The sequence below is a fragment of the Herbidospora sakaeratensis genome, assembly GCF_001570525.1.
Lineage (GTDB): Bacteria > Actinomycetota > Actinomycetes > Streptosporangiales > Streptosporangiaceae > Herbidospora > Herbidospora sakaeratensis.
On the sequence record NZ_BBXC01000009.1, the window covers coordinates 92228 to 116327 of the forward strand.

Annotated in this window: 21 protein-coding genes; 11 read left to right on the forward strand and 10 right to left on the reverse strand. The window is 70.7% G+C overall.

Going from position 1 to position 24100, the window contains the following annotated elements; all coding sequences use genetic code 11:
• Positions 1–20 precede the first annotated feature (20 nt).
• The gene (locus AW271_RS10390; RefSeq protein WP_062335370.1) at positions 21–959 is read left to right on the forward strand and encodes a cation diffusion facilitator family transporter; all 939 of its coding nucleotides are present in this window, start codon (positions 21–23) and stop codon (positions 957–959) included.
• Here AW271_RS10390 and AW271_RS10395 read toward each other — a convergent pair.
• Entirely contained in the window at positions 936–1268 is a 333-nt protein-coding gene (locus AW271_RS10395; RefSeq protein WP_062335371.1) for a MerR family transcriptional regulator, read from the reverse strand. The two genes, AW271_RS10390 and AW271_RS10395, sit on opposite strands and share 24 nt — an antisense overlap.
• A gap of 94 nt (positions 1269–1362) precedes the next feature.
• On the opposite strand from AW271_RS10395, the gene ahcY reads away from it, so the two are divergent.
• A complete protein-coding gene (gene ahcY / locus AW271_RS10400; RefSeq protein ID WP_062335372.1) occupies positions 1363–2793 on the forward strand; it encodes an adenosylhomocysteinase in 1431 nt (476 codons plus the stop codon).
• A 2-nt stretch (positions 2794–2795) separates the two neighbouring features.
• On the forward strand, positions 2796–4028 hold the full coding sequence (locus AW271_RS10405; protein ID WP_062335373.1) for an adenosylhomocysteinase: 1233 nt from the start codon (positions 2796–2798) through the stop codon (positions 4026–4028).
• Between the two features lie 181 nt (positions 4029–4209).
• On the opposite strand, the gene AW271_RS10410 is transcribed toward AW271_RS10405, so the two are convergent.
• Positions 4210–4986 (reverse strand): RDD family protein, encoded by a 777-nt coding sequence (locus AW271_RS10410; protein WP_083976457.1) that lies wholly within the window; start codon positions 4984–4986, stop codon positions 4210–4212.
• A 26-nt stretch (positions 4987–5012) separates the two neighbouring features.
• On the opposite strand from AW271_RS10410, the gene AW271_RS10415 reads away from it, so the two are divergent.
• On the forward strand, positions 5013–6005 hold the full coding sequence (locus AW271_RS10415; protein ID WP_062335375.1) for a stage II sporulation protein M: 993 nt from the start codon (positions 5013–5015) through the stop codon (positions 6003–6005).
• Here AW271_RS10415 and AW271_RS10420 read toward each other — a convergent pair.
• The 5 genes from AW271_RS10420 to AW271_RS41240 are packed head-to-tail and all read right to left on the reverse strand — an operon-like array spanning position 6002 to position 11175.
• Positions 6002–7324: a DUF58 domain-containing protein gene (locus AW271_RS10420; protein WP_062335376.1), complete on the reverse strand. Its 1323-nt coding sequence runs from the start codon at positions 7322–7324 to the stop codon at positions 6002–6004. The genes AW271_RS10415 and AW271_RS10420 overlap by 4 nt on opposite strands.
• Complete coding sequence (locus tag AW271_RS10425) at positions 7324–8277, reverse strand: AAA family ATPase (RefSeq protein ID WP_062335377.1); 954 nt, start codon at positions 8275–8277, stop codon at positions 7324–7326. Before AW271_RS10425 ends, AW271_RS10420 begins: the two co-directional genes overlap by 1 nt.
• Complete coding sequence (locus AW271_RS10430) at positions 8274–9374, reverse strand: DUF4350 domain-containing protein (protein WP_062335378.1); 1101 nt, start codon at positions 9372–9374, stop codon at positions 8274–8276. The genes AW271_RS10425 and AW271_RS10430 overlap by 4 nt, the downstream gene beginning before the upstream one ends.
• The gene (locus AW271_RS10435) at positions 9371–9985 is read right to left on the reverse strand and encodes a DUF4129 domain-containing protein (RefSeq protein ID WP_062335379.1); all 615 of its coding nucleotides are present in this window, start codon (positions 9983–9985) and stop codon (positions 9371–9373) included. The genes AW271_RS10430 and AW271_RS10435 overlap by 4 nt, the downstream gene beginning before the upstream one ends.
• Entirely contained in the window at positions 9976–11175 is a 1200-nt protein-coding gene (locus AW271_RS41240; RefSeq protein ID WP_063817948.1) for a DUF7847 domain-containing protein, read from the reverse strand. Before AW271_RS41240 ends, AW271_RS10435 begins: the two co-directional genes overlap by 10 nt.
• 280 nt (positions 11176–11455) lie before the next feature.
• On the opposite strand from AW271_RS41240, the gene mtrA reads away from it, so the two are divergent.
• From mtrA to AW271_RS10470, 6 genes are all read left to right on the forward strand, one after another.
• Positions 11456–12133 carry an MtrAB system response regulator MtrA gene (gene mtrA, locus AW271_RS10445; RefSeq protein ID WP_030451251.1) on the forward strand — a complete coding sequence of 226 codons (678 nt, stop codon included), beginning with the start codon at positions 11456–11458 and terminating at the stop codon, positions 12131–12133.
• 122 nt (positions 12134–12255) lie between these two features.
• Positions 12256–13857, forward strand: coding sequence for an MtrAB system histidine kinase MtrB (gene mtrB, locus AW271_RS10450; protein ID WP_439648968.1), 1602 nt, complete (start codon positions 12256–12258; stop codon positions 13855–13857).
• Positions 13847–15601 (forward strand): LpqB family beta-propeller domain-containing protein, encoded by a 1755-nt coding sequence (locus AW271_RS10455; protein WP_157554016.1) that lies wholly within the window; start codon positions 13847–13849, stop codon positions 15599–15601. Before mtrB ends, AW271_RS10455 begins: the two co-directional genes overlap by 11 nt.
• Positions 15602–15629: 28 nt before the next feature.
• Entirely contained in the window at positions 15630–16346 is a 717-nt protein-coding gene (locus AW271_RS10460; RefSeq protein ID WP_157554017.1) for a ComF family protein, read from the forward strand.
• 519 nt (positions 16347–16865) lie between these two features.
• Complete coding sequence (gene hpf / locus AW271_RS10465; protein WP_062335383.1) at positions 16866–17537, forward strand: ribosome hibernation-promoting factor, HPF/YfiA family; 672 nt, start codon at positions 16866–16868, stop codon at positions 17535–17537.
• 148 nt (positions 17538–17685) lie between these two features.
• Positions 17686–18399 (forward strand): response regulator, encoded by a 714-nt coding sequence (locus AW271_RS10470; RefSeq protein ID WP_062335384.1) that lies wholly within the window; start codon positions 17686–17688, stop codon positions 18397–18399.
• On the opposite strand, the gene AW271_RS10475 is transcribed toward AW271_RS10470, so the two are convergent.
• Complete coding sequence (locus AW271_RS10475; RefSeq protein WP_062335385.1) at positions 18392–19525, reverse strand: winged helix-turn-helix domain-containing protein; 1134 nt, start codon at positions 19523–19525, stop codon at positions 18392–18394. The genes AW271_RS10470 and AW271_RS10475 overlap by 8 nt on opposite strands.
• Before the next feature lie 40 nt (positions 19526–19565).
• Positions 19566–19835, reverse strand: a complete 270-nt coding sequence (locus AW271_RS10480) for a hypothetical protein (protein ID WP_062335386.1) — start codon at positions 19833–19835, stop codon at positions 19566–19568.
• 212 nt (positions 19836–20047) lie between these two features.
• Between AW271_RS10480 and secA the strand changes: the two genes are divergently transcribed.
• Positions 20048–22843, forward strand: a complete 2796-nt coding sequence (gene secA, locus AW271_RS10485) for a preprotein translocase subunit SecA (RefSeq protein ID WP_062335387.1) — start codon at positions 20048–20050, stop codon at positions 22841–22843.
• A 783-nt stretch (positions 22844–23626) separates the two neighbouring features.
• Here the strand turns inward: secA and AW271_RS40635 are convergent.
• A partial coding sequence (locus tag AW271_RS40635; RefSeq protein ID WP_169806314.1) for an Rv3235 family protein occupies positions 23627–24100 on the reverse strand: 474 nt, incomplete at its 5' end.

Consider the following 24100-nt stretch of genomic DNA (forward strand, 5'->3'; position numbering starts at 1 on the left):
AAACCTGAGGGAGTGTCATCGTGAGCGCCAGTGGCGGAACGAAGGCGATCGTCGCGGCGCTGGTCGCCAACCTGTCGATCGCCGTGGCGAAGTTCGTCGCCTTCCTGTTCACCGGATCGTCGTCCATGATCGCCGAGTCGGTCCACTCCGTGGCCGACTCGGGGAACCAGGCGCTGCTGCTGCTGGGCGGCAAGCGGGCGGCCCGTGAACGCACCGAGCAGCACCCGTTCGGCTACGGCCGCGAGCGCTACTTCTACTCGTTCGTGGTGGCGGTCGTGTTGTTCACGATCGGCGCGCTGTTCTCGCTCTACGAGGGCGTACACAAGATCCAGCACCCCGAAGACCTGAGCTCCCCGCAGTGGGCGTTCGGCGTGCTGATCTTCGCGATCATCGCCGAGGCGTTCTCGTTCCGGACCGCGATCAAGGAGTCGCTGCCGCACAAGGGCAACCTGACCTGGTGGCAGTTCATCCGCCGGTCGAAGTCGCCCGAGCTGCCCGTCATCGTGCTCGAAGACCTGGGCGCGCTGCTCGGTCTGATCTTCGCGCTGTTCGGCGTCACGATGGCCGTCGTCACCGGCAACGGCATCTGGGACGGCGTCGGCACCCTGATGATCGGCGTCCTGCTCGGCGCCATCGCGATCGTGCTGGCGATCGAGACCAAGTCGCTGCTCATCGGCGAGAGCGCCGGTCCCGAGGTCGACGCGCAGATCCGCGCGGCCCTGGAGAGCGCGCCCGAGGTGAGCCGGGTCATCCACATGCGCACCCTCCACGTCGGCCCCGAGGAGCTGCTGGTGGCCGCCAAGATCGCCGTCGAGCACGACGACACCGCCGCCGAGGTGGCCCGGGGCATCGACGAGGCCGAGCAGCGCATCCGCGCGGCCGTGCCGATCGCCCGGATCATCTACCTCGAACCGGCCATCGAGGCGTCCTCGTCGTCAGCGCCCGCGCAGCAGGCGTAGCGCCTTCTCCTTCTCGAAGTCCAGCGCCCTGCGGGGCGCCTGGATGCGTCCGATCCGCACGCCCAGGTCTCTCACGGCCTGGGCGACGGCCGGTTCCGACAGGGCCCGCAGTGCGAAGGCGAGCTCGCTCGGCGAGACGTCGAACCGCTTCTCCAGTTCCATCGCCTGGGTGACGGCGGCGAGCTCCTCGTCGCCGAATCGGCGGTGAGAGCCGAGGTCGCGGACGGGTGGGAGTAGTCCGAGCGCCTCCCGATATCGCAGCATTCTGGGCGACATGCCCAATTTGGCGGCGGCCTCCGTGATGCGCATGAGCCCATTCTTACATTCTTGTGTCAGGTTCGGCGCTCGGTGGTGGTGTTCGGCCCTACAGTGGCAGGGACGCTACGAGAGGGGACACCCCAAGATGGACTTCAAGGTCGCCGACCTGTCGCTCGCGGACTTCGGCCGCAAGGAGATCCGCCTCGCCGAGCACGAGATGCCGGGCCTGATGGCGACGCGCAAGGAGTTCGCCGCCTCCCAGCCGCTCCGGGGCGCGAAGATCATGGGCTCGCTGCACATGACCATCCAGACCGCCGTCCTGATCGAGACGCTGGTCGCCCTCGGCGCCGACGTGCGCTGGGTCTCGTGCAACATCTTCTCCACGCAGGACCACGCCGCCGCCGCGGTCGTCGTCGGCCCCGAGGGGACCGTCGAGGAGCCCAAGGGCGTGCCGGTCTTCGCCTGGAAGGGCGAGACGCTGGAGGAGTACTGGTGGTGCACCGACCAGGCGCTGCAGTGGCCTGACGGCACCGGCCCCAACATGATCCTCGACGACGGCGGCGACGCCACCCTGCTCGTCCACAAGGGCGCCGAGTTCGAGAAGGCCGGCGGCGTCGTGCCGACCGCCTCCGAGGACGACCCCGAGGAGTGGGGCATCATCCTCGACCTGCTCCGCCGCACGGTCGGCGCCGACCAGCGCTGGACCAAGACCGCCGAGGCGATCAAGGGCGTCACCGAGGAGACCACCACCGGCGTCCACCGCCTCTACGAGATGTTCAACAACGGCCAGCTGCTCTTCCCGGCCATCAACGTGAACGACTCGGTCACCAAGTCGAAGTTCGACAACAAGTACGGCTGCCGCCACTCGGTGATCGACGGCCTCAACCGCGCCACCGACGTGCTGATCGGCGGCAAGGTGGCCGTGGTCGCCGGCTACGGCGACGTCGGCAAGGGCTGCGCCGACGCGCTGCGCGGCCAGGGCGCCCGCGTCATCGTGACCGAGATCGACCCCATCTGCGCCCTCCAGGCCGCGATGGACGGCTTCCAGGTCACCACCCTGGAGGAGGTCGTCGGCATCGCCGACATCTTCGTCACCACCACGGGCAACTTCAGCATCATCACCGCCGACCACATGGCGCAGATGAAGCACAACGCGATCGTGTCCAACATCGGCCACTTCGACAACGAGATCGACATGGCCGGCCTGGCCCGCATCCCGGGCATCGAGAAGGAAGAGGTCAAGCCCCAGGTCCACACCTGGCGCTTCCCTGACGGCAAGCAGATCATCGTGCTGGCCGAGGGCCGTCTGATGAACCTGGGCTGCGCCACCGGCCACCCCTCGTTCGTCATGTCGAACTCCTTCACCAACCAGGTGATCGCGCAGATCGAGCTGTTCACCAAGACCGACGCCTACCCGATCGGCGTGTACGTGCTGCCCAAGCACCTCGACGAGAAGGTCGCCCGCCTCCACCTCGACGCGCTCGGCGTGAAGCTGACCACGCTGTCGAAGAAGCAGGCCGAGTACATCGGCGTCGACGTCGAGGGCCCCTACAAGCCCGACCACTACCGCTACTGATCATGGATGCCGTTCTCGCCGAGGCCGGCGAGCGCCGGATCGGGTGGGCGTCGCGCGCCATGCCGGTGCTCACCGCGATCGGCGCGGGGTTCGGCGTCGACCGCCCGCTCGACGGGCTGAAGGTCGCCGCCTGCCTCCACGTCACGGCCGAGACGGCGGTGCTCATGGGCGCGCTGAAGGCGGGCGGCGCGGAGATCGCGCTGGCCGCCTCCAACCCGCTCTCGACACAGGACGACGTCGCCGCCGCCCTGGCCGACTACGGCATCGCCGTGCACGCCAGGGCGGGGGTCGACCGCGACACCTACTACCGGCACATCCACCGGGCCCTGGACATCGGGCCCGACATCGTCCTCGACGACGGGTGCGACCTGGTCAACATCCTGCACACCGAACGCTCCGACCTGACGGTCAAGGGCGGCTGCGAGGAGACCACGACCGGGATCATCCGGCTGCGCCAGATGGCCGCCGAGGGCGCGCTGAAGTTCCCGATGGTCGCGGTGAACGACACCCGCACCAAGCGGATGTTCGACAACCGCTACGGCACGGGCCAGTCGACGCTCGACGGCATCATGCGGGCCACCAACACCCTGCTGGCGGGCCGGACGGTCGTGGTGGCCGGGTTCGGCTACTGCGGCCGGGGCGTGGCCGAGCGGGCCAAGGGGCTGGGCGCGCGGGTCGTGGTGACCGAGATCGACCCGGTGAAGGCGCTCGACGCCGCGCTGCACGGCTACGGCGTGGCCACCATGGCCGAGGCGGCCGCGGTCGGCGACGTGTTCGTGACGGTCACCGGCAACCGCGACGTGATCAGGGCCGAGCACCTGGCGGTCATGAAGGACGGCGCGATCCTGGCCAACGCGGGCCACTTCGACGTCGAGATCGACGTGCGCGCCCTGGAGTCGATGGCCGAGGAGGTCCACTACCAGGTGCGGCCCAACACCGACGAGTTCGTGGTGAACGGCCGGCGGCTGCTGCTGCTGGCCGAGGGCCGGCTGGTGAACCTGGCGGCGGCCGAGGGCCATCCGGCGGCGGTGATGGACATGTCGTTCTCGGCCCAGGCGCTCGCGGTGGCGTGGCTGGCGGCCGAGCACGCGTCGCTGAAGCCGGGGGTCTACGACGTGCCCGACGGGATCGACGCGCGGGTGGCGGGGCTGAAGCTGGCGGCGGCGGGGATCACGATCGACGGCCTCACCTCTGACCAGGAGGCCTACCTGCACAGCTGGCGTTCAGGTTCGTAGAAACAGTTGTGTTACCCCATGGATACCGGCAATCTGCCGTACTACGGTCATATCACTCGGCTCGCTCCAGGCCAGTCACCTGAGCCGAGATGACGGGCGGGTACGACCGGTTCGCCTCTCCCTCTGCGCTCCGGACGTACCCGCCCAACCCCACTGCAGGCGTGCCCCATGCCTGCGTTCGTCACAACTGCCCCTGGCGTCTTTGGCTAAACCTCGCCATCTCACGGCGGCGGCGTTCGGCGAGCACGGCGGCCAGGTAGGCGTAGGGCGGAACCCCAGGTGGCGGCGGGGGTTGCACCCGGGCCGAGACCTGAGAAGCGATCCGCAAACCCATGTCGTGGGCGGCGTGCGGCGACAGCTGCGGCAGCCGGGTCAGGTACTGCCGTGACACGGCGGCCAGGTCGTCGGTGAGGCCGGTCAGCTCCAGCGTGGCCGCCCACGCGGCCAGCTGCGGCGGCATCTCGGGCGGGGCGCCCGTCTCCTTCGGCGCCCGCTCCGAGATGACGACGGTGCCGCCGAACAGGTCGCCCAGCCGCTTGCCCTTCTGGTTGACCAGCGCGCAGATCACCGCCGGGGCGCCGGTCAGCATGTAGATCTCGACGACGGCCGTCAGGCCGCGGAAGAACGCCTGCCGGAACCGCTCGGGCCCGCCGTCGTCGGCCACCACCCGCAGGCCGAGGGCCATCTTGCCGAGGCTGCGGCCGCGCGACAGGGTCTCGAACGTCACCGGGTAGCCGACCAGGACCGCCACGAACGAGGCGATGATCAGGGCGGTGGCCAGCGACTCGTCGATGTCGCCGAGGGCGAACGCGATCAGCAGCATCGCCCCGACGAGCAGCAGGATCTGCACGATCAGGTCGAGCAGGAAGGCGACCACCCGGATCGGCAACTGCGCCAGCGGCACGTCGAGCGCCACGGCGTCGCCGGTCACGACGTCAGGGCGCGGCACATCGGACATGTCCCGACCCTACTAGGCTCGCGATCGTGGACATCGACGCCTTCCGAGCCGCCCACCAGCCGACCTGGGACCGGCTCGACGACCTGGTGAAGCGGCGCCGCAGGCTGACCGGGCCGGAGGTCGACGAACTCGTCGAGCTCTACCAGCGGGTGTCCACCCATCTGTCGATCGTCCGCTCCGCGTCCCGAGACGGCGTGCTGGCCGGCCGGTTGTCGGCGCTGGTCGCGCGGTCGCGGTCGGCCGTCACCGGCGCCCACGCGCCCGCCTGGCGGGAGTTCCTCCGGTTCTGGACGGTCTCGTTCCCGGTGGTCTGCTACCGGTCGTGGCGGTGGTGGCTGGGCGCGGCCGTGGCGTCGTCGATCGTCGCGGTGGCCGTGGGCGTGTGGGTGGCCGCCAACCCCGACGTGCGGGCCGCGATGGGCACCCCCGAGGAGATCAGGCAGCTGGTCGAGCACGACTTCGCCGACTACTACAGCGAGAACCCCGCCGGGTCGTTCGCCACCCACGTGTGGGTGAACAACGCGTGGGTGGCCGCCCAGTGCATCGCCTCGTCGGTCATCGGGGGCGTGCTCATCCCGTACATCCTCGTCCAGAACGCCGCCAACGTCGGGCTGCTCGGCGGCATCATGATCGACTCGGGCCGGGGCGAGGTGTTCTTCGGGCTGATCACGCCCCACGGCCTGCTGGAGCTCACGGCGGTGTTCCTGGCCGCCGGTGCGGGCATGCGGGTCGGCTGGGCGCTGATCGCGCCCGGCCCGCGCCCCCGCGCGCAGGTGCTCGCCGAACAGGGCCGCGCGGTGGTCGCGGTGGTGCTCGGGCTCGCGGTGGTGCTGCTGGTCTCGGGCCTCATCGAGGCCCTCGTCACCCCCTCGCCGCTGCCGACCTGGGCCCGCATCTCAATCGGCGCCGCCGCCGAACTGCTCTTCCTCCTGTACGTCGTCCGCTACGGCCGCCGCGCCGCCAGGGCCGGCGAGACGGGCGACATCGCCGACGCGCCCGACCACGTGCCGACGGCCTAGAGGCGGCCCGCGGCCTTCAGGTTCAGGTAGGCGTCGGCCAGCGCCGATGCCAGGTCCCCGGGCAGGGCGTCGACGACCTCGACCCCGTGGCGGCGCAACCGGGCGGTCACCTGGCGGCGTTCGACCCGCTGGCGTTCGGCCGCCGCCGCCTCGAACACCTCGGCCGCGCCGTCGCGCCCGGCCGCCAGCGCGGCCACCCGGGGGTCGGCCACGGCGGCCAGCAGCACCAGGTGCCGCGCGGAGAGCTGGGGGAGGACCGGCAGCAGGCCCTCGTCGAGCGCGGTCGCGTTCAGGTCGGTCAGCACGACCACCAGGCAGCGCCGCCTGGCGCGGGCCAGCACGGCGGCCACCATGCCGTGGGCGTCGGCCTCCACGAGCTCCGGCTCCAGCGGCGCCATCGCGGTCACCAGGCCGGGCAGCAGGTCGCCCCGGCCGCCGCCGCTCACCTGGGCCCTGACGGCCCGGTCGTAGGCCAGGAAGTCGACCCGGTCGCCCGCCCGCGCGCACAGGGCGGCCAGCAGCAGGGCGGCGTCCATGCCCCAGTCGAGCCGGGGCCAGCCGCTCGGGTCGCCCGACGCCGGGTCGACCCCCACCCGCCCGGCCGAGGTGCGGCCGGTGTCGAGCACGATCAGCACCCGCCGGTCGCGTTCGGGCCGCCAGGTGCGCACCACGACGTCGGCCCGCCGGGCGGTGGCCCGCCAGTCGATCGACCGGACGTCGTCGCCGACGACGTACTCGCGCAGCGAGTCGAACTCGGTGCCCTGGCCGCGGATCTGGACCGGGTTCAGCCCCTCGATCGCGCGCAGCCGGGCCAGCTTGCCCGGCAGGTGGCGGCGCGACAGGAACGGCGGCAGCACCCTGACCCGCCCGCCGACCTGATGGGACCCTTGCCGGGCCGCCACGCCGAGCGGGCCCAGCGCCCGCACGGTCACCGCCGCGGCGGTGAAGTCGCCCCTGCGGAGCGGGCGCAGCGTGGTGGTGACCCGGCGGCGTTCCCCGGCCGGGACGTCGAGAGCGTGCTCCCTGGGGGCCGGGCGGGTGCTCGGCGGCCACGCGTCGCGCAGCAGGCCGCGCACCCGGCGGCGGCCCGGATTGGCCACCAGCAGGGTGATCTCGGCGGTCTCCCCGAGACGTACCCGCTGATCGTCGGACCGCTCGAACCGCAACGCCCGCACACTGCCCGCCAGCGCCAGGTCGACCCCGACGGCCAGCACGATCACTCCGAGGACCAGCCAGAACGCGACGGCGGGCGCGGGCGCGGCGAGCACGACGAGCGCCCCCGCGACCGCCAGCAGCGCGGCCCGCCCGGTCAGCGCCATCAGCGCGGCACGGGGACGGACGCCAGGATGCCGTCGAGCACCCCGTCGGCGGTCGCGCCCTCCAGCTCGGCCTCCGGACGCAGCTGCACCCGGTGCCGCAACGCGGGCCGGGCCAGCGCCTTCACGTCGTCGGGCGTCACGTAGTCGCGCCCCGAGAGCCAGCCCCAGGCGCGGGCCGCCGCCAGCAGGGCCGTCGCGCCTCGCGGCGAGACGCCCAGCCCCAGCGAGGGCGACTGCCGGGTCGCCCTGGCCAGGTCGACGATGTAGGCGAGCACTTCGGGCGACACGTGGGTCTCGGCCACCGCCGCCCGGCCCGCGGCCAGGTCGGCCGCGCTCGCGACCGCCTTCACGTGGGACAGGTCGCGCGGGTCGAAGCCGTCGGCGTGCCGCCGCAGCACCGCGATCTCGTCGTCGCGGCCCGGCAGCGGCACGGTCAGCTTCAGCATGAACCGGTCGAGCTGCGCCTCGGGGAGCTGGTAGGTGCCCTCGTACTCCACCGGGTTCTGGGTCGCCGCCACGATGAACGGGTCGGGCAGCGGCCGCGGCGTGCCGTCGACGCTGACCTGCCGCTCCTCCATGGCCTCCAGCAGGGAGGCCTGGGTCTTCGGCGGGGTGCGGTTGATCTCGTCGGCCAGCAGCAGGTTGGTGAACACCGGCCCCGACCGGAACTCGAACTCGGCGGTGCGCGCGTCGTAGACCAGCGACCCGGTCACGTCGCCCGGCATCAGGTCGGGGGTGAACTGCACCCGCTTGAAGTCGACCGACAGCGCCGTCGCGAGCGTGCGCACCAGCAGCGTCTTGGCCACACCCGGCACGCCTTCGAGCAGCACGTGGCCCCGGCACAACAACGCGATCACCAGCCCGGAGACCACGGCGTCCTGCCCCACCACGGCCTTCGCGACCTCGGCGCGGAGGGCCGCCAGCGCCTCCCGGGAGGCGTCAGGTGTCGTCACGAGTCCCGTACCTGCCTTTCGATGGTGTCGAGGTCGCGCGCCAGGGCGACCAGTGCGGCGTCTCCGGCGGGCACGCCGCCGTAGAGGATCTCGCGGACCCGTCCGCCATCCTGCCCGGTCCGGGCGGCCACCGCCGTAACGATCTCGTTCTCGCCGGCCGTCGCGGTCAGCCCCAGCCGGGGCGTCGTGCGCGCCAGCGCGGCCTCGCGCAGGGCCAGCGCCGCCCGGTCGCGGGCCGCGCGGGCCCGGTAGAGGCGGCCCCGCCCTTCGACGGTCTCGGCGGCCCGGACGACCACCGGCAGCCGTTCTTCGACCACCGGCCCCAGGCGGCGGCCCCGCCACAACGCGGTGAGGAGCACCGCCACGACCAGCGCCCAGACGAACCAGCCGACGTTCGCCGGGATCAGCTCCGCGATGGACTTCTGGCCGCCCTCGGGCGTGCCGAGCGGGGCCCGGGGCGCGAACCAGGTGACCCGCTGGTGGGCGCCGGCCAGGTTCATCGCCAGCGCCGCGTTGCCGTTCTCGGGCAGCCGTCCGTTGGTCAGGAACGAGCCCGACCCGACCAGGGTGGCGTCGCCGACGACGCCGACGGTGCCGCCGTAGCAGGTCGCGTCGGTGAAGGAGGAGCCGCCGACGAGGGCGTTCCCGGCCAGCACCGCCGCCTTGAGCCCGCAGCCCGGCTCCCGGACCGTCTCGGTGGAGCCGGGACGGGCGGTCACCCCCGGGGCCAGCGCCCGCAGCACCGGTTCGGTGGGCGCGATCAGCAGCCGGGGCCCGGGCCGTCCGGCGAGCTCGGCCAGCCGGGCGGCGTCGACCAGGAACTCGGGCCGGGCCACCACCAGCAGCGAGCCCTCGGCCTGCTCGATCGCGTCGTCGAAGGTCGTCACCTGGTTCACCTCGACGCCCTGCGCGCGCAGCAGCTCGGCCAGCGCGCGGGCGCCCTGGGGGGTGGTCGCCTCGACGTCGAGGCGCCCCCCGTTACGGGTGCCGCTGAACAACACGATCGCCGTGGCCGCGAGCACGATCGCGGCCAGCGCGCCCAGCACGCCGCGCCACGAGCGCCACCGCTCGGTGATCGTCGGGGTGACGGAGGTCATCGCAGGGTCGCCTTCTCCCGGCGGACCGCCGTGTCGAGCTCGGTGAGCGCGGCGTAGCCCTCGGGGCTGCCCGGACGCTCGCCGTAGGTGACGTCGGCGAACGTCCGGACGCCCTGATCGAGGCCGGCGGCCAGCGCGGGCAGCGCCCGGCCCGCCTCGGCGGCCAGCTCGGTCGCCGTACGCCCCGGCATGGGTTCCACGATCGTGCGTTCCTCCAGCTCGCGGGCGATGGCGCGCAGGCGTTCCCGGATCGCCTGGGCCCACTCCCCGGCGGCGGCGTGCCGTTCGGCCAGGGCCCGGTGTTCGGCGGCCCCCAGGCGGGTCTCCCCGAACAGGCCCCCGTCACCGGGCTGCCGGCTGCGGGGGGCCTTGCGGGCCGCCCTGACCAGCGCGACCACGACGACCGCCAGGATCAGCACGAGCACCGTCAGCGTCAACCACCCGCCGGGGACGCCCGAGGCCCGCGCGATCAGGTCGTTGACGAACGCCCAGATCCGTTCGAGCACCAGGTCGACCCACGACGGCTTCGGGTAGGCGGGATCGGAGAGCTCGCGGACGGCGGCCTCTCTGGCGGCCTCCCGGCCGATCTCGACGGGGATGTCTAGGACCATGGGTCGCGCGGGCGCCACAGGTTCTCGGGGGCGGTGCCGGGCGCGCCCTGCTGACGCTCGACGGCCTCGGTCTGGAGAACCAGGTCGAACGCCTCGGCGCGCATGCGGCGGTCGGCGTACAGGAGGGTGGTGACCCCGGCGGAGAACGGGTTGGTGATGGTGCCGGCGATGATCGCGCCGACGCCGGCGATGATCGAGCTGACGTAGAACTGCCCGTCGCTGACCAGCGTCTCGGGGTTGCCGAGCGAGCTGAACACCGAGAACGGCGCGGCCACCGCCGTGGCGACCAGGCCGACCACGATCGTGGTCAGCAGCAGGATGCCGAACACCCGCCAGAAGTCGCCCTTGACCAGCCGGAACGACCGGCTCATGGCGGTGCCGACGCCGACGCCCTCGAGCACGATCGCCGAGCTCGCCAGGCTGAGCTTGGTGTAGAGGAACACCGCGAAGCAGACGCCGCCGGTGAGCAGGACCAGCCCGAGCAGCACCAGCGCGCCCTCCGGCGCCCCGGCCGCCCCCAGCATGAACAGCAGGAGGGCCGGCCCCAGGAAGACGCCGAACACGATCAGCGACTGCAGCAGCGCCAGCCCGATCAGCGCGGGCACCCGGCCCCTGACGATGGCCCACGCCTGGCCGATCGAGATCTGCTCGCCGAACACGGCCCGGCCGATGATCCCGGTGAGCATGCCGGTCAGCACGACCATGGCCACCGCCGTCACGATGCTGCCCAGCAGCGTGCTGCCGAGGAAGGCGGCCATGGGCCCGAGCATGGCCTCGACGTCGTTCCCGGTCCGCGCGGGGTCGAGCGCCGCGCTGGCGAGGGGGCCGAAGGTGGGCAGCTGGATCGCCAGCGTGATGATCTCGGCGACCGTCACCACCAGCGCCGACAACCCCAGCGTCGCCTTCGGGTTGGCCCGGATGAACGACACCGCGCCGTTGTAGAGGTCGCCCAGCTGCAGCGGCCGCAGCGGGATGATGCCGGGCTTGAGCACCGGCGCGCCGTAATAACCGCCGCCGCCGTAGTAGCCGCCGGGAGGGGGAGGCGGCGGGGGCGGGTAGCCGCCGGGGGGCGGCGGATAGGAGCCGGGGGCGTTGGGGTCGGCCCAGGGGCCGGGCGCACCGTAGGCGGGAGGTTGCTGGGGCGACCAGCCGGGAGGTGGCTGCTCACGATCGCCGGGGCCGTCTGTCATGCCCCAATCCTGGCATGATGAGTGCCCTGACGGTCATGTGCGACTCCTCCCGCGTCGAGGCCGGCCTCACGACGAACGCCCGCCGCAGGTCGGCGTGGCGCACACTTGGAACGTGACCTGTTCTTGGGATTCTCGTTGCGGTACCGGCACGCTCGGCTATTTGGGCCTAAACTTCGTCCTTTGTCACGGTCGTGTTTCATCCACCGCAGGGTCACGGGTAACCTTCCGATAAATCGCCCAAATACCTCCTTAGCTGCGCCGAAGTAACGAATGAGGGGCCATGAAAGGACGCGTGCTGGTCGTCGACGACGACGCCGCTCTCGCCGAGATGCTCGGCATCGTCTTGCGCGGGGAGGGTTTCGAACCGTCCTTCGTCTCAGACGGCGACAAGGCGCTCGACGCGTTCCGCGACACCCGCCCTGATCTCGTGCTGCTCGACCTGATGCTGCCCGGGGCCGACGGCATCGACGTCTGCCGGCGCATCCGCGCCGAGTCGGGCGTGCCGATCGTGATGCTCACCGCCAAGAGCGACACCATCGACGTCGTGCTGGGCCTCGAGTCGGGCGCCGACGACTACATCGTCAAGCCCTTCAAGCCCAAGGAACTGGTGGCCCGGGTCCGGGCGCGGCTGCGCCGCACCGACGAGCCGACCCCCGAGATCCTGCAGATAGGCGACATCACGATCGACGTCGCCGGTCACTCGGTCAAGCGGTTCGACGAGACGATCAACCTCACGCCGCTGGAGTTCGACCTCCTCGTCGCGCTGGCCCGCAAGCCGCGCCAGGTGTTCACCCGCGAGGTGCTGCTGGAGCAGGTCTGGGGCTACCGCCACGCCGCCGACACGCGACTGGTCAACGTGCACGTGCAGCGGCTCCGCGCGAAGATCGAGAAGGACCCCGAGCACCCCGAGATCGTCGTGACGGTCCGCGGCGTCGGGTACAAAGCCGGGCCGGCCTGATCCCCGTCTGAATGCCTAAGAAGCGGCCCCGACGGACTCCCCGGCAGATCGCCCGGGGGGTCCGTCGCCGTGCTCGGCGGATCGCGGGCCGGGCCCGCTCCGCCTGGCGGCGCTCCCTCCAGATGCGGGTGGTCACCTCCACCCTGCTGATCTCGATGGTCGTCGTGGCCGTTCTGGGCGTCTTCCTGTTCCAGTCGATCAACAAGACCATGCTGGCCGGCCGGACCGACGCCGCCACCGCCGAGGCCCGCGCCAACGTGCTGACGGTCTCCGACTACCTGTCGAGCGTCGCCGAGCCCGACCCGGGCGAGCAGTCCGACCCCGCCACGCAGACCATGCTCGACCCCGCCGACCAGGCCATCAACGTGCTGGCCCAGCGCGCCGGGGCACGCTACGCGGTGGTCATCTTCAACGACAGCATCGTCGGGCAGGACCGCGCCACCCTCAACATCGACGCCTACAAGAGCGTGCCGCGGGGCTTCCGCGAGCAGGTGCGCACCGGCACCGCCGACCAGACCGACTCCCGCTACAGCCCGCTGCGCTACCTGAGCGGCGAGACCGTGTCGGGGCTGGTCATCGGGTCGCGGGTCTTCGCCGGCGTCAACGGCACCTACGAGGTCTACCACCTGTTCCCGCTCAACGAGGAGGAGGAGACCCTCAGCTCGGTGCTCCAGCTCCTCGTGCTGGTCGGCGCCGGCCTGGTGCTGCTGCTGGCCGCGATCGCCTCGCTGGTCACCCGTCAGGTCGTCACGCCCGTCCGGCTGGCCCGCCAGGCCGCCGAGCGGCTGGCCTCCGGCCGTCTCGAAGAGCGCCTGAAGGTCCGCGGCGAAGACGACCTGGCCCGTCTCGCCACCTCGTTCAACGAGATGGCCTCCAACCTCGCGCTCAAGATCCACCAGCTCGAGGAGCTCTCCCAGGTGCAGCGCCAGTTCGTCTCCGACGTCTCCCACGAGCTGCGCACCCCGCTGACCACCGTCCGCATGGCCGCCGACCTCCTGTACGACGCCCGCGAGGACTTCGACCCCATGGCCGCCCGCTCGGCCGAGCTCATGCAGGCCCAGCTCGAACGGTTCGAGTCGATGCTGGCCGACCTGCTGGAGATCAGCCGCTACGACGCCGGCGCCGCCACCCTCGACCTCGAGTCGGTCGACATGCGCGACGTCGTGCTGCGCGCGGTCGGTGACTCCGAGGCCCTGGCCGAACGCCACGCCACCCGGTTCGAGCTGCGGCTGCCCACCGAGCCGTGCATGGCCGAGTGCGACACCCGGCGGATCGAGCGCATCCTGCGCAACCTGCTGTTCAACGCGATCGAGCACGGCGAGGGCAAGGACATCGTGGTCACCCTCGGGGCCGACCGCGACGCGGTCGCCGTGGCCGTGCGCGACCACGGCGTGGGCCTGCGCGCGGGCGAGGAGAACATGGTCTTCGACCGCTTCTGGCGGGCCGACCCGTCCCGCGCCCGCACCATCGGCGGCACCGGCCTGGGCCTGGCCATCTCCCGCGAGGACGCGATCCTGCACGGCGGCTGGCTGCAGGCGTGGGGCTCGCCGGGCGAGGGCACCCAGTTCCGGCTCTCGCTGCCGCGTACGGCCGGGAGCGTGCTGAAGGGCTCGCCGCTGCCCCTGGTGCCGCCGGAGGTCGAGATGCGCCGGACCTGGCGCGGGCACGCCACGCCCGTGTTGTCGGCCGCCGCGGGGGAGTCGGGGGTGTTCGATGTCGACTAGGCGACGTGTTCTCACGCTGGTGGCCACGCTCGCCACCCTCACGGGCTGCACGATCGTGCCGGCCAGCGGCAACCCGCCGACGGCCAGCGAGGAGGAGCGCGGGGGCGACATCCTCAGCCAGACCTACGTCCGGATCCTGGCCTCGCCGCCCCGGCCCGACGCGACGGCCGTGGAGATCGTGCGCGGCTTCCAGACCGCGATGGCCAGCTTCGACGACCCCCAGCGCAAGATCGCCCGGCAGTACCTGACCGGCGCGGCCGCGGCCGAATGGCAACCCTGGGCCGCCGCGACGCGGGTCTGCGACTGCCGCTTCGCCGACGACCTGCCCGAAGAGGACGCCGAGAAGTTCATCGTGTCGTTCAAGGGCCGCCAGGTCGGCACCCTGGAGGCGGGCGGCCGCTACCGCGCGGCCTCCGAGGGCACCCTCGACGAGGCGTTCACGCTGGTCCGGGTCAACGGCGAGTGGCGCATCTCCGAGGCCCCCCAGGGCCTCATCCTGCTCCGCACCGACCTCACGAGGGCGTACGCCCCCGTGGAGATCTACTTCCCCAACCCGTCGTTCAACGGCCTGGTGGCCGACCGGGTGCGGGTGCCGATCGACCCCAGCCGGGGCCTGCCCGAGTCGCTGATCCGGACCCTGCTGAGGGGCCCGACGGGTCCGCTCGCGGGCGCGGTCGAGAACGTCTTCCCCAAGGGCACCGAGCTCAACGGCATCGAGATCGAGGGCGACACGCTCTACGTCGACTTCTCCTCCCCGATCGCCCAGCTGCGCGACAGCCCCGACCGCATCAAGGCGATGAAGGCGCAACTGGCCTGGTCGCTCGGCGCCGACCGGGTCGGCGGGCGCTACATCGAGATCCTGGTGAACGGCGAGGCGTTCCCGGGCGGCGGCATGCGCTTCAAGCCGACCGAGTACCCGACCTACAACCCGTCGGTGATCACCGGCGACGCCGCCGGCTACTTCGTCCGCGAGGGCCGGATGTTCCGGGCCGCGGGCAAGGACGAGGAGCAGCCCGCAGCGGTGCTCGGCGCGGCCGGGCAGCCGACCCGGCCGTTCAACCACATCGCCGTCTCCGCCGAGGGGCGTGACCAGGTGGCCGCCCTGATGAGCGACGAGACGGGGGTCTGGGTCACCCAGATGGTGGCCGGCAGCCCGTGGCAGCGCTGGATCAACGCCCAGGGCAGCCTCACCTCGCCGTCGTGGGACCGCGAGGGCGAGGTCTGGGCGGTCGAGTCGGCGGGCGGCAAGTCGCAGGTCTGGCACGCCGCCAACGCCAACCACCAGTCGCCGGTGCCGGCTCCCGAGCTGGCCGACTCCACCGTGAGCGCGTTCAGGGTGGCCCGTGACGGGGTGAGGGTCGCGGTCGTCGCCGACCACGGGGCGGGGCCGACCGTGCAGATAGGGTCGATCGTGCGCGGCCAGACCTATCGGGTCGGGGCGCTGGAGACCCTGGTGCCCGCGGAAGAGGGCCAGCGGGTCGTCGACGTCGCCTGGAAAGACGCCACCACCCTGCTGGTGCTGACCGAGAAGAACGGCTCCCAGCAGACTCTGGCAGCCTACCCGATCATGGACGGCGACGAGAAGACCGCCATCGAGGTGCCCAAGCGCCTCAGTTACATCACGAGCACCGATTCGCGCATCCTGGCCAGCGACGACAACGGCGCCATCACGGTGTGGGACGGCAAGAAGTGGACCACCCTCGTGGACGGTGGCTCCAACTTCCCCGCCTACCCTCTGGGGTGAACTTTCGTCAGTGTCGGCAGGGAGTGTCATGGTGGTCCGCGTGCTCGACGCGGTGCTCGATCTGCTCGTTCCCCCTCGGTGCGCCGGTTGCGGCGGCCGGGGGGCCCTGGTCTGCTCCGGGTGCGCCGCCGAACTGACCGCCCCGCCCCGCCTCCACCAGCCCGAGGCGCCCCCCGAGGGCCTGCCCGAGTGCTGGGCCGCCGCCGGCTACGACGGGGTGGCGCGGCGGGTGCTGATCGCGTACAAGGAACGCGGCCGCACCGCCCTCGGCGCCGCGCTGGGCGTCTGCCTGGCCCGCGTGGTCGCGGGCCTGCCGCCTGAGCCGGGCCCGCTGGTGCTGGTCCCGGTGCCCAGCACCCGCCGGTCGAGAAGAGCCAAAGGCCATGATCCGGTACGCCGGATCGCCGAGGTCGCGGCCCGGCGGCTGCGGGCCGGAGGCGTCCAGGTGACCGTCGCGCCGGTGTTGCGGCCCGCCCGGAAGGTCGCCGACCAGTCGGGCCTGACCTCCGCCCAGCGGGCCGCGAACCTGGCCGGGGCGTTCACCTCCGGAGCGGTGCCGAAGGGCCGGGTCGTGCTGGTCGACGACGTGGTCACCACCGGCGCGACGCTCGCCGAGGCGGCCCGCGCGCTGCGGGCGGCGGGCGCCGAGACCGCCGTCGCGGTCACCGTTGCGGCCACCCGAAAACGAGTGCCGGTCATGCGACACGCCCGGCGGTCACAAATTCGCCGACATCACTCTGGGTAAAGAAACGGTCAAATAACGACCTGGCCTCGGAGTGACAACCTCGTGTCAAATACCTGGTGAACCCGCATGTCAGAAGAGGCTTGACCAGGTGGTCCCGGCCATGGTCCAAGCCACCCCAAGGCCCCCTCCGCGCTCGCACGCCCCGGGAAAAATCACCGAAAGTGATCCTTTGGCGTGGCTCACGGCTGACATACGGCCGGGCAGCGACTAGCGTTCAGGACATGGCACCCGTTCGGGTCCGTGGTTGCGCCGGACCGAGTCCCCTCGGGGGTTCGGCCTGGCTAGCCGATGCCAGCCGCAGGCGAAACGGTCCACGTAAGGCGACTCTTGGTCGACCGATCACGGTGCGGCTTAGAGGTAAGACCTGCCTTCCCAAGAATCCAGATGATTCTTGCCAGAAGAGAAGGGCAGTAGTGGCGTGGAGCTGCGAACCCCTCAGCAGGCGGATGTGGGGACGAAGACCAGGTCGGCCGAACGGGTGCTCCTTCATGTCAGTCGATAGGCGAAGGGGGCTTTTGCGTGGACATCATCGTCAAGGGACGGCACACCGGAGTGAGCGACCGTTTCCGTGATCACGTGACTTCCAAGCTGGCCAAGATCGAGCGACTGGACAACCGACTCATCCGGGTTGACGTAGAGGTCTCGCGAGAGAAGAACCCCAGGATGAGCGACCAGAGGGAGAGGGTGGAACTCACCATCCACTCCAAGGGCCCGGCCGTACGGGCCGAGGCGGCGGCGGACGACCGCTTCGCCGCGCTCGAGATCGCTCTGGGCAAGCTGGAATCACGGCTGCGGCGGCTGAGTGACCGCCGCAAGATCCATCACGGGAAGAACTGCCCTCCGTCGGTGGCCGAGTTCACCGCGACCCTGGCCGGGAACGGCGGCCTGGGAGAGCCGGTGGCGAGGCTGCCCGAGCCGGAACTGCTCCACGACGAGTACATCCCGCCGCAGAAGCCAGACAACGGCTACACCGAACCGATCATCCCGATAGAGCAGGACGGCGACGGCCCTCTCGTCGTCCGCGAGAAGTTCCACCAGTCCGACGCCATCACCATCGACCAGGCCCTCCTCGAAATGGAACTGGTCGGCCACGACTTCTTCCTGTTCCGTGACAAAGAAAGCGGCCACCCGAGCGTCGTATATCGGCGCCGCGGATACGACTACGGCGTGTTGCGTCTCGTCGAAGGCTGAACCGGCGCCACCCCTTCCCACGTTTTCAAAGCGAGACGACCATGCGCCCCGCCTGGTGCGGGGCGCATGGCGTACGAGATCCTCGCCAGCACTGGAAGCCATGTCATGATGGCGATCCAGCTACCTGGCCCCCCGACGAGGAGGAGCTGTGAGTGACCGCAGCGTACGAGACGACGCAAGCCGCCCCAGCGGGCGCGGTGAGCCGATCCGTGTGCTGATCGTCGATGATCACTCGCTGATCCGCCGCAGCCTGGTGCTGGCCCTCCAGGCCGAAGCGGACATCGAGGTCGCCGGTGAGGCGAGCGACGGTCAGGAGGCCGTGGCGCTCGCCGAGAAGCTGCTGCCCGACGTCGTGCTGATGGACGTGCGGATGCCCAGGCGCGACGGCATCGAGGCGACCAGGGCGATCAAGGAGAGCATGCCGACGACCCGGATCATCATGCTCACCGCCTCCGACGAGGAGGAGGACCTGTTCGAGGCCTTCAAGGCCGGCGCGACGGGTTACCTGCTGAAAGACGTCCAGATCGACGAGGTCCCCGACGCCGTCCGCGGCGTGCACAGCGGGCAGTCGTTCATCAACCCCGCCATGGCGACCAAGCTGATCACCGAGTTCGCCAGCATCAGCCGCAAAGAGGCCGAGCGGCCGCCCCAGCTTCCGGTGCCCCGGCTGACCGACCGGGAGATGGAAGTGCTCCGGCTGGTGGCGAAGGGGATGAACAACCGCGAAATCGCGAAGGAACTCTTCATCTCGGAGAACACGGTGAAGAACCACGTCCGCAACATCCTGGAGAAGCTGCAACTGCACAGCCGGATGGAAGCGGTCGTCTACGCGGTCAGGGAACGTCTCCTCGAGATCACCTGACGTCTTCGACGCGCAGACCCGTGCAGCCCACCCACGTCGCGGCTTCTCTCAGGGCCTCCTCGACGGCGTCGAGCTTCGTGACGCCCGGCTCCAGGGTCACCCGCCTGGCCACCAGGGTGGTTCCCTCGCGGGCCGGGTCGACGCGGGCGATCAGCTTGCCGCCGTGGAGGACCGGCATCGCGAAGTAGCCGTGGACCCGCTTCTCCTTCGGGACGTAGGCCTCCAGGCGGTGGGCCATGCCGAAGACACGCTCGGCGCGGGCGCGTTCCCAGATCAGGGAGTCGAAGGGGCTGAGCAGGGTGGTGCGGTGGCGACCCCGCGCCTCGCCCAGGGCCAGCGCCTCGGGGTCGGCCCAGGCGTTGGGGCCGCCCTTTCTGGCCGCCGGCCAGCCCGCCACCGTCACGGGCACCAGGCCGCTCGCGCCGCCGAGCAGGGCGTCGTCGAGCATCGCGGCGTGTTTGTCCTTGACCCTCGTGTAGTCGACCAGGTCGGCCCTGGTCGCCACGGCCAGGGAGCGGCCCGCGATCGAGGTCAGCCGGGTCACGCACTCTTCGTCGGTGAGGTCGATCTCCCGGTGTTCGGCGGGGATCGCGCGTTCGGCCAGGTCGTAGACGCGCCGCCAGCCCACCCGCCGCACGCAGACGACGTCGCCCACGTCGAGCAGGAACTCGACGGAGATCTTGGCGTCGGACCAGTCCCACCAGGGGCCGCCCTTCTTGGCGCCGCCGATGTCTCCGGTGGTCAGGGGGCCGTCTTGGCGTACCCGATCGAGGATCTCGCCCACCGTCGCGGGCACCTCGTGCCAGCGGAACCGCCGTTCGCGGTAGGCGCGGCGGCGGAAGGCGTAGACCGGCCAGTGCTCGACGGGCAGAATGCAGGCCGCGTGGCACCAGTATTCGAAGGCCGACCCGCTCCAGTAGGCCTGCTCGACCGCCGGGCGGCCGATCGCGCCGAGGCGGGCGTAGGCCACCAGCTCATGGGAGCGGGCCAGCACCGAGATCGTGTCGAGCTGCACGGCGCCCAGGCGGCGCAGCATGCCCGCCGGGCCGCCCCTGCGGCCGCCGGCGCCCAGGAAACCCTGGGCGCGCAGGATGAGCCGTCGTGCTTCGTCGGCCGTGAGGTCCATCCGGCCGACTGTAGCCGGGGGCGCCGACAGTTCTAACGGGTCAGTGCTCGAAGGGGCTGTGGTGGTCGCGGGCGTCCATGACGCGCGGGGCGTCGATCACGACGTCGGAGAAGACGTCGAAGACCAGGGCGAGGATCGCGCCCACGGCCGACACGCCGACGCCGACCCAGACCATGGTCCAGTTGGCCGTGTCGGCGCCCAGGCCGGTGAGGCCCGCGCCGCTGATGATCGTGCCGATCAGGATCGTCGTCACCGCCACCCACGACTTCGCGCTGCCCGCGTGGCTTCCCTGGTGTGAGGTCTCTGCCATTCCGCCCTACCCGACTCGCGCCTTCCGCGTCCCTGACTGGAACACCAGGCGGTCTCCTTACGTTTGACAGGGTTGAGCCTATCGACCCCGTCCCCCGGTCCGCCGCGCCGCTCCCGCTGAAACTCGTGGTGGCTGTGTCTGGTGGTCGAACGGCCTACCATGGCACAGGGGAAGTGTGTCTCGTCCTCAGACCTGCGAGGAGCTTTACAAAAGTGGCAGCCATTCTCGACCGAATTCTCCGCGCCGGCGAAGGTAAGACGCTGCGCAAGCTGAAGCGCATCGCCGAGCAGGTCAACTCCATTGAAGAGGACTTCAAGAGCCTTTCCGACGAGGAGTTGCGGGCGCAGACCCAGGAGTTCCGCGACCGTCACGCCCAGGGCGAGTCCCTCGACGACCTGCTCCCCGAGGCCTTCGCGGTGGTCCGCGAGGCCGCGCGCCGGGTGCTGGGCCAGCGTCACTTCGACGTGCAGATCATGGGCGGCGCCAACCTCCACATGGGGAACATCTCCGAGATGCGCACCGGTGAGGGCAAGACCCTCACCTGTACTCTCCCGGCCTACCTCAACGCGATCTCCGGCAAGGGCGTCCACGTCGTCACGGTCAACGACTACCTGGCCAAGCGCGACTCCGAGACCATGGGCCGCGTCCACCGCTTCCTGGGCCTCGAGGTCGGCTGCATCCTCGCCAACATGCCGTCCGACGAGCGCCGCCGGCAGTACGCCGCCGACATCACCTACGGCACCAACAACGAGTTCGGCTTCGACTACCTGCGCGACAACATGGCGTGGTCGATCGAGGAGCTCGTCCAGCGCGGCCACAACTTCGCCGTCGTCGACGAGGTCGACTCGATCCTGATCGACGAGGCCCGCACCCCGCTGATCATCTCCGGTCCCGGCGAGCAGTCCGGCAAGTGGTACTCCGAGTTCGCCAAGATCGTCCCCCGCCTCCGCAAGGGCGTCGAGGGCAAGGACGGCACCGAGAGCACCGGCGACTACGTCGTCGACGAGAAGAAGCGCACGGTCGGCATCCTCGAGGCCGGCGTCGAGAAGGTCGAAGACCTGCTCGGCATCGACAACCTCTACAAGCCGGAGCACACCCACCTCGTCCAATACCTGAACAACGCCCTCAAGGCGAAGGAACTGTTCAAGAAGGACAAGGACTACATCGTCGTCGACGGCGAGGTCCTGATCGTCGACGAGTTCACCGGCCGCGTGCTCCACGGCCGCCGCTACAACGAGGGCATGCACCAGGCCATCGAGGCCAAGGAGAGCGTGAAGATCAAGGACGAGAACCAGACTCTCGCCACGATCACCCTCCAGAACTACTTCCGCCTCTACACCACGCTGTCCGGCATGACCGGCACCGCGGCCACCGAGGCCAACGAGTTCCACCAGACCTACAAGCTGGGCGTCGTGCCGATCCCGACGAACCGGCCAATGGTCCGTAAAGACCAGTCCGACATGGTCTACAAGTCCGAAGACGCGAAGTTCGTGGCGTGCGTCAACGACATCAAGGAGCGCTACGAGGCCGGTCAGCCGGTCCTCGTCGGCACCACCTCCGTCGAGAAGTCCGAGCGCCTGTCGCGCATGCTCAAGCACAAGGGCGTCCGCCACGAGGTGCTGAACGCGAAGAACCACGCGCGTGAGGCCGCGATCATCGCCGAGGCGGGCCGCAAGGGCGCCGTCACCGTCGCCACCAACATGGCCGGTCGAGGCACCGACATCATGCTCGGCGGCAACCCCGAGTTCCGCGCCGACCTCGAACTCCGCAGCCGCGGCCTCGACCCGGTCGAGACCGCCGAGGAATACGAGAAGGCCTGGGCCGAGGCGCTGGAGAAGGCGAAGGACGCCGTCAAGACCGAGCACGAAGAGGTGACCGCCCTCGGCGGCCTCTACGTCCTGGGCACCGAGCGCCACGAGTCCCGCCGCATCGACAACCAGCTGCGTGGTCGTTCCGGCCGTCAGGGCGACCCCGGCGAGTCGCGCTTCTACCTGTCGCTCGAAGACGACCTGATGCGCTTGTTCAACTCGGCCCGGGTCGAGATGATCATGACGCGGCTGAACATCCCCGAAGACCAGCCGATCGAGTCGGGCATCGTCTCCAAGGCCATCGCCTCGGCCCAGCACCAGGTCGAGCAGCAGAACTTCGAGATCCGCAAGAACGTCCTCAAGTACGACGAGGTCATGAACCGCCAGCGCAAGGTGATCTACGCCGAGCGCCAGAAGGTCCTCGAGGGCGCCGACCTCCACGACCAGGTCAACACCTTCATCGAAGACGTCGTCAGCGGCTACGTGAAGGGCGCCACCTCCGAGGGCTTCGCCGAAGAGTGGGACCTCGACAAGCTCTGGAACGCCTTCCGCCAGCTCTACCCGATCTCCCTGAAGATCGACGACCTGGCCGAGGAGGCCGGCGGCCGCGAAGGCATCGACGCCGCCCTCCTCGAGGAGCGGGTCAAGGCCGACATCCTGGCCGCCTACCGCAAGCGCGAGGAGGAGTTCGGCGCCGAGGTCCTGCGCGACGCCGAGCGCCGCGTCATCCTCGACGTGCTCGACCGCAAGTGGCGCGAGCACCTCTACGAGATGGACTACCTCCAGGAGGGCATCGCCCTCCGCGCCTACGCCCAGCGCGACCCGCTGATCGAATACCAGCGCGAGGGCTACGACATGTTCGCCGCGATGCTCGAGGGCATCAAGGAGAACTCGGTCAACTTCCTGTTCCGCTACCAGCCGCCGCAGCCGGTCGCCGAGAGCCCGATCTCCTACGAGGCCGGTGCGGGCCCCAACGCGGCCGTCGCCGAGGCGGGCTCGATCATCGCCAACGCCCTGCGCCGCCCGCAGCCGCAGATGAGCTACTCGGGTCCGGGCGAAGACGGTGAGGTCGAGGTCCGCCGCTCGACGCCGGAGCAGCGCGCCAACTACGGCAACGTCGAGCGCAACGCGCCCTGCCCCTGTGGCTCGGGCAAGAAGTTCAAGCGCTGCCACGGCGACCCGAAGAACGCGACCGCCTAGCCGGTAGACGACGCCGAAGCCCTCTCCTTCGAGGTGAAGGAGAGGGCTTTCGCATGTACGACCCCAGCGGTGGGAGAGGTTCCCGGCTCTGGGCGCGGGGTCGTCCGCCGGTGGCTCTGACGGCGAGCGGGATGACGCCGAGCGTCATTCAGCAGCTCGCCGAACCCATCCGCGATCGCGTCCGTGCGGCGGTGGGGGTTACCCGCTCGGCTGGGGCCTCGGTGTGGCTTTGGCTTCATGGTGATGGAGAGGCCGCCGGATTCCGGGGTGTGGGAACCCGAGCTCAACGCGCTGCGTGCTGGTCAGAGCTCCGGCGTGCGCTGAAAGGGTCGCCGAACAGTGCCCAGCGCCGAGTCATCAGGCCGGAGCGTGCGGTACCGGCTGAGCCGGATGCTCAGGCGGTGCAGAAGGCGGTTCGAGGCTGGAGCAGGGTCGGTCATACGTCTTCAGGTTGCTGGGGTCCTAGCAATGGCTCCTGGTCGGGGGTGCGCCGTTCGAGTCGAGTCGGACACTTAGTGACGGTGCTCAAGCATGCGGGAAGCCGGGCTCGGGCATGCGGGAAGTAGTGACAGCGCTCGGGCATGCGGGAAGTAGTGACAGCGCTCGGGCATGCGGGAAGTAGTGACAGCGCTCGGGCATGCGGGAAGTAGTGACAGTGCTCGGTTATGCGGGAAGCCGGGCTCGGACCAGGCTTCACACAGCTCCGCTCAGACCCGGCTTCAGAGAGACGCTGCTGTGCGCCGCAGAGATTGTCAGACGGCGCACAGCAGGCCCCTGATCGGGTCAGGCGGTTTCGAACTCCGTCAGGACCCACTGGACGCCGCGGCGTTCCAGGCGGGCCGCCAGGACGCGGCTGCGAGGGGTGCAGCGGACAAGGGCGCACATCTCCACCGTGTCCTCGTTCGGCTGCTGGACATGGGGCACCCCCACCCACGGTGGGCGAGTGCTGTCGATCATCTTTCCGGCGCGCAGGAGACTCGCGTAGGCCGGGGCGCTGAGCCGGTTCTGAACTGTCTGCGGGGGCCGGCGGCCGGCCAGGATCTCGGCCAGGGCTTGGGCCAGGCTGCGCAGCCGCCGCTCGTCGGGCATCGGAACCGGGGTGGGCTCCGGCTCGTGCGCCAGGGCCAGGGAGCCGTGGGTGCGGGGGGCCGGCGGGCCCAGGCGGTGGATCTCGGCGGGCAGGGGGCGCGCGGCGTCGGAGGGGGAGACGCGGTCGATTTCCGCCAGGTCGGCGTAGACGGGGTCGGGGGTTGGGGT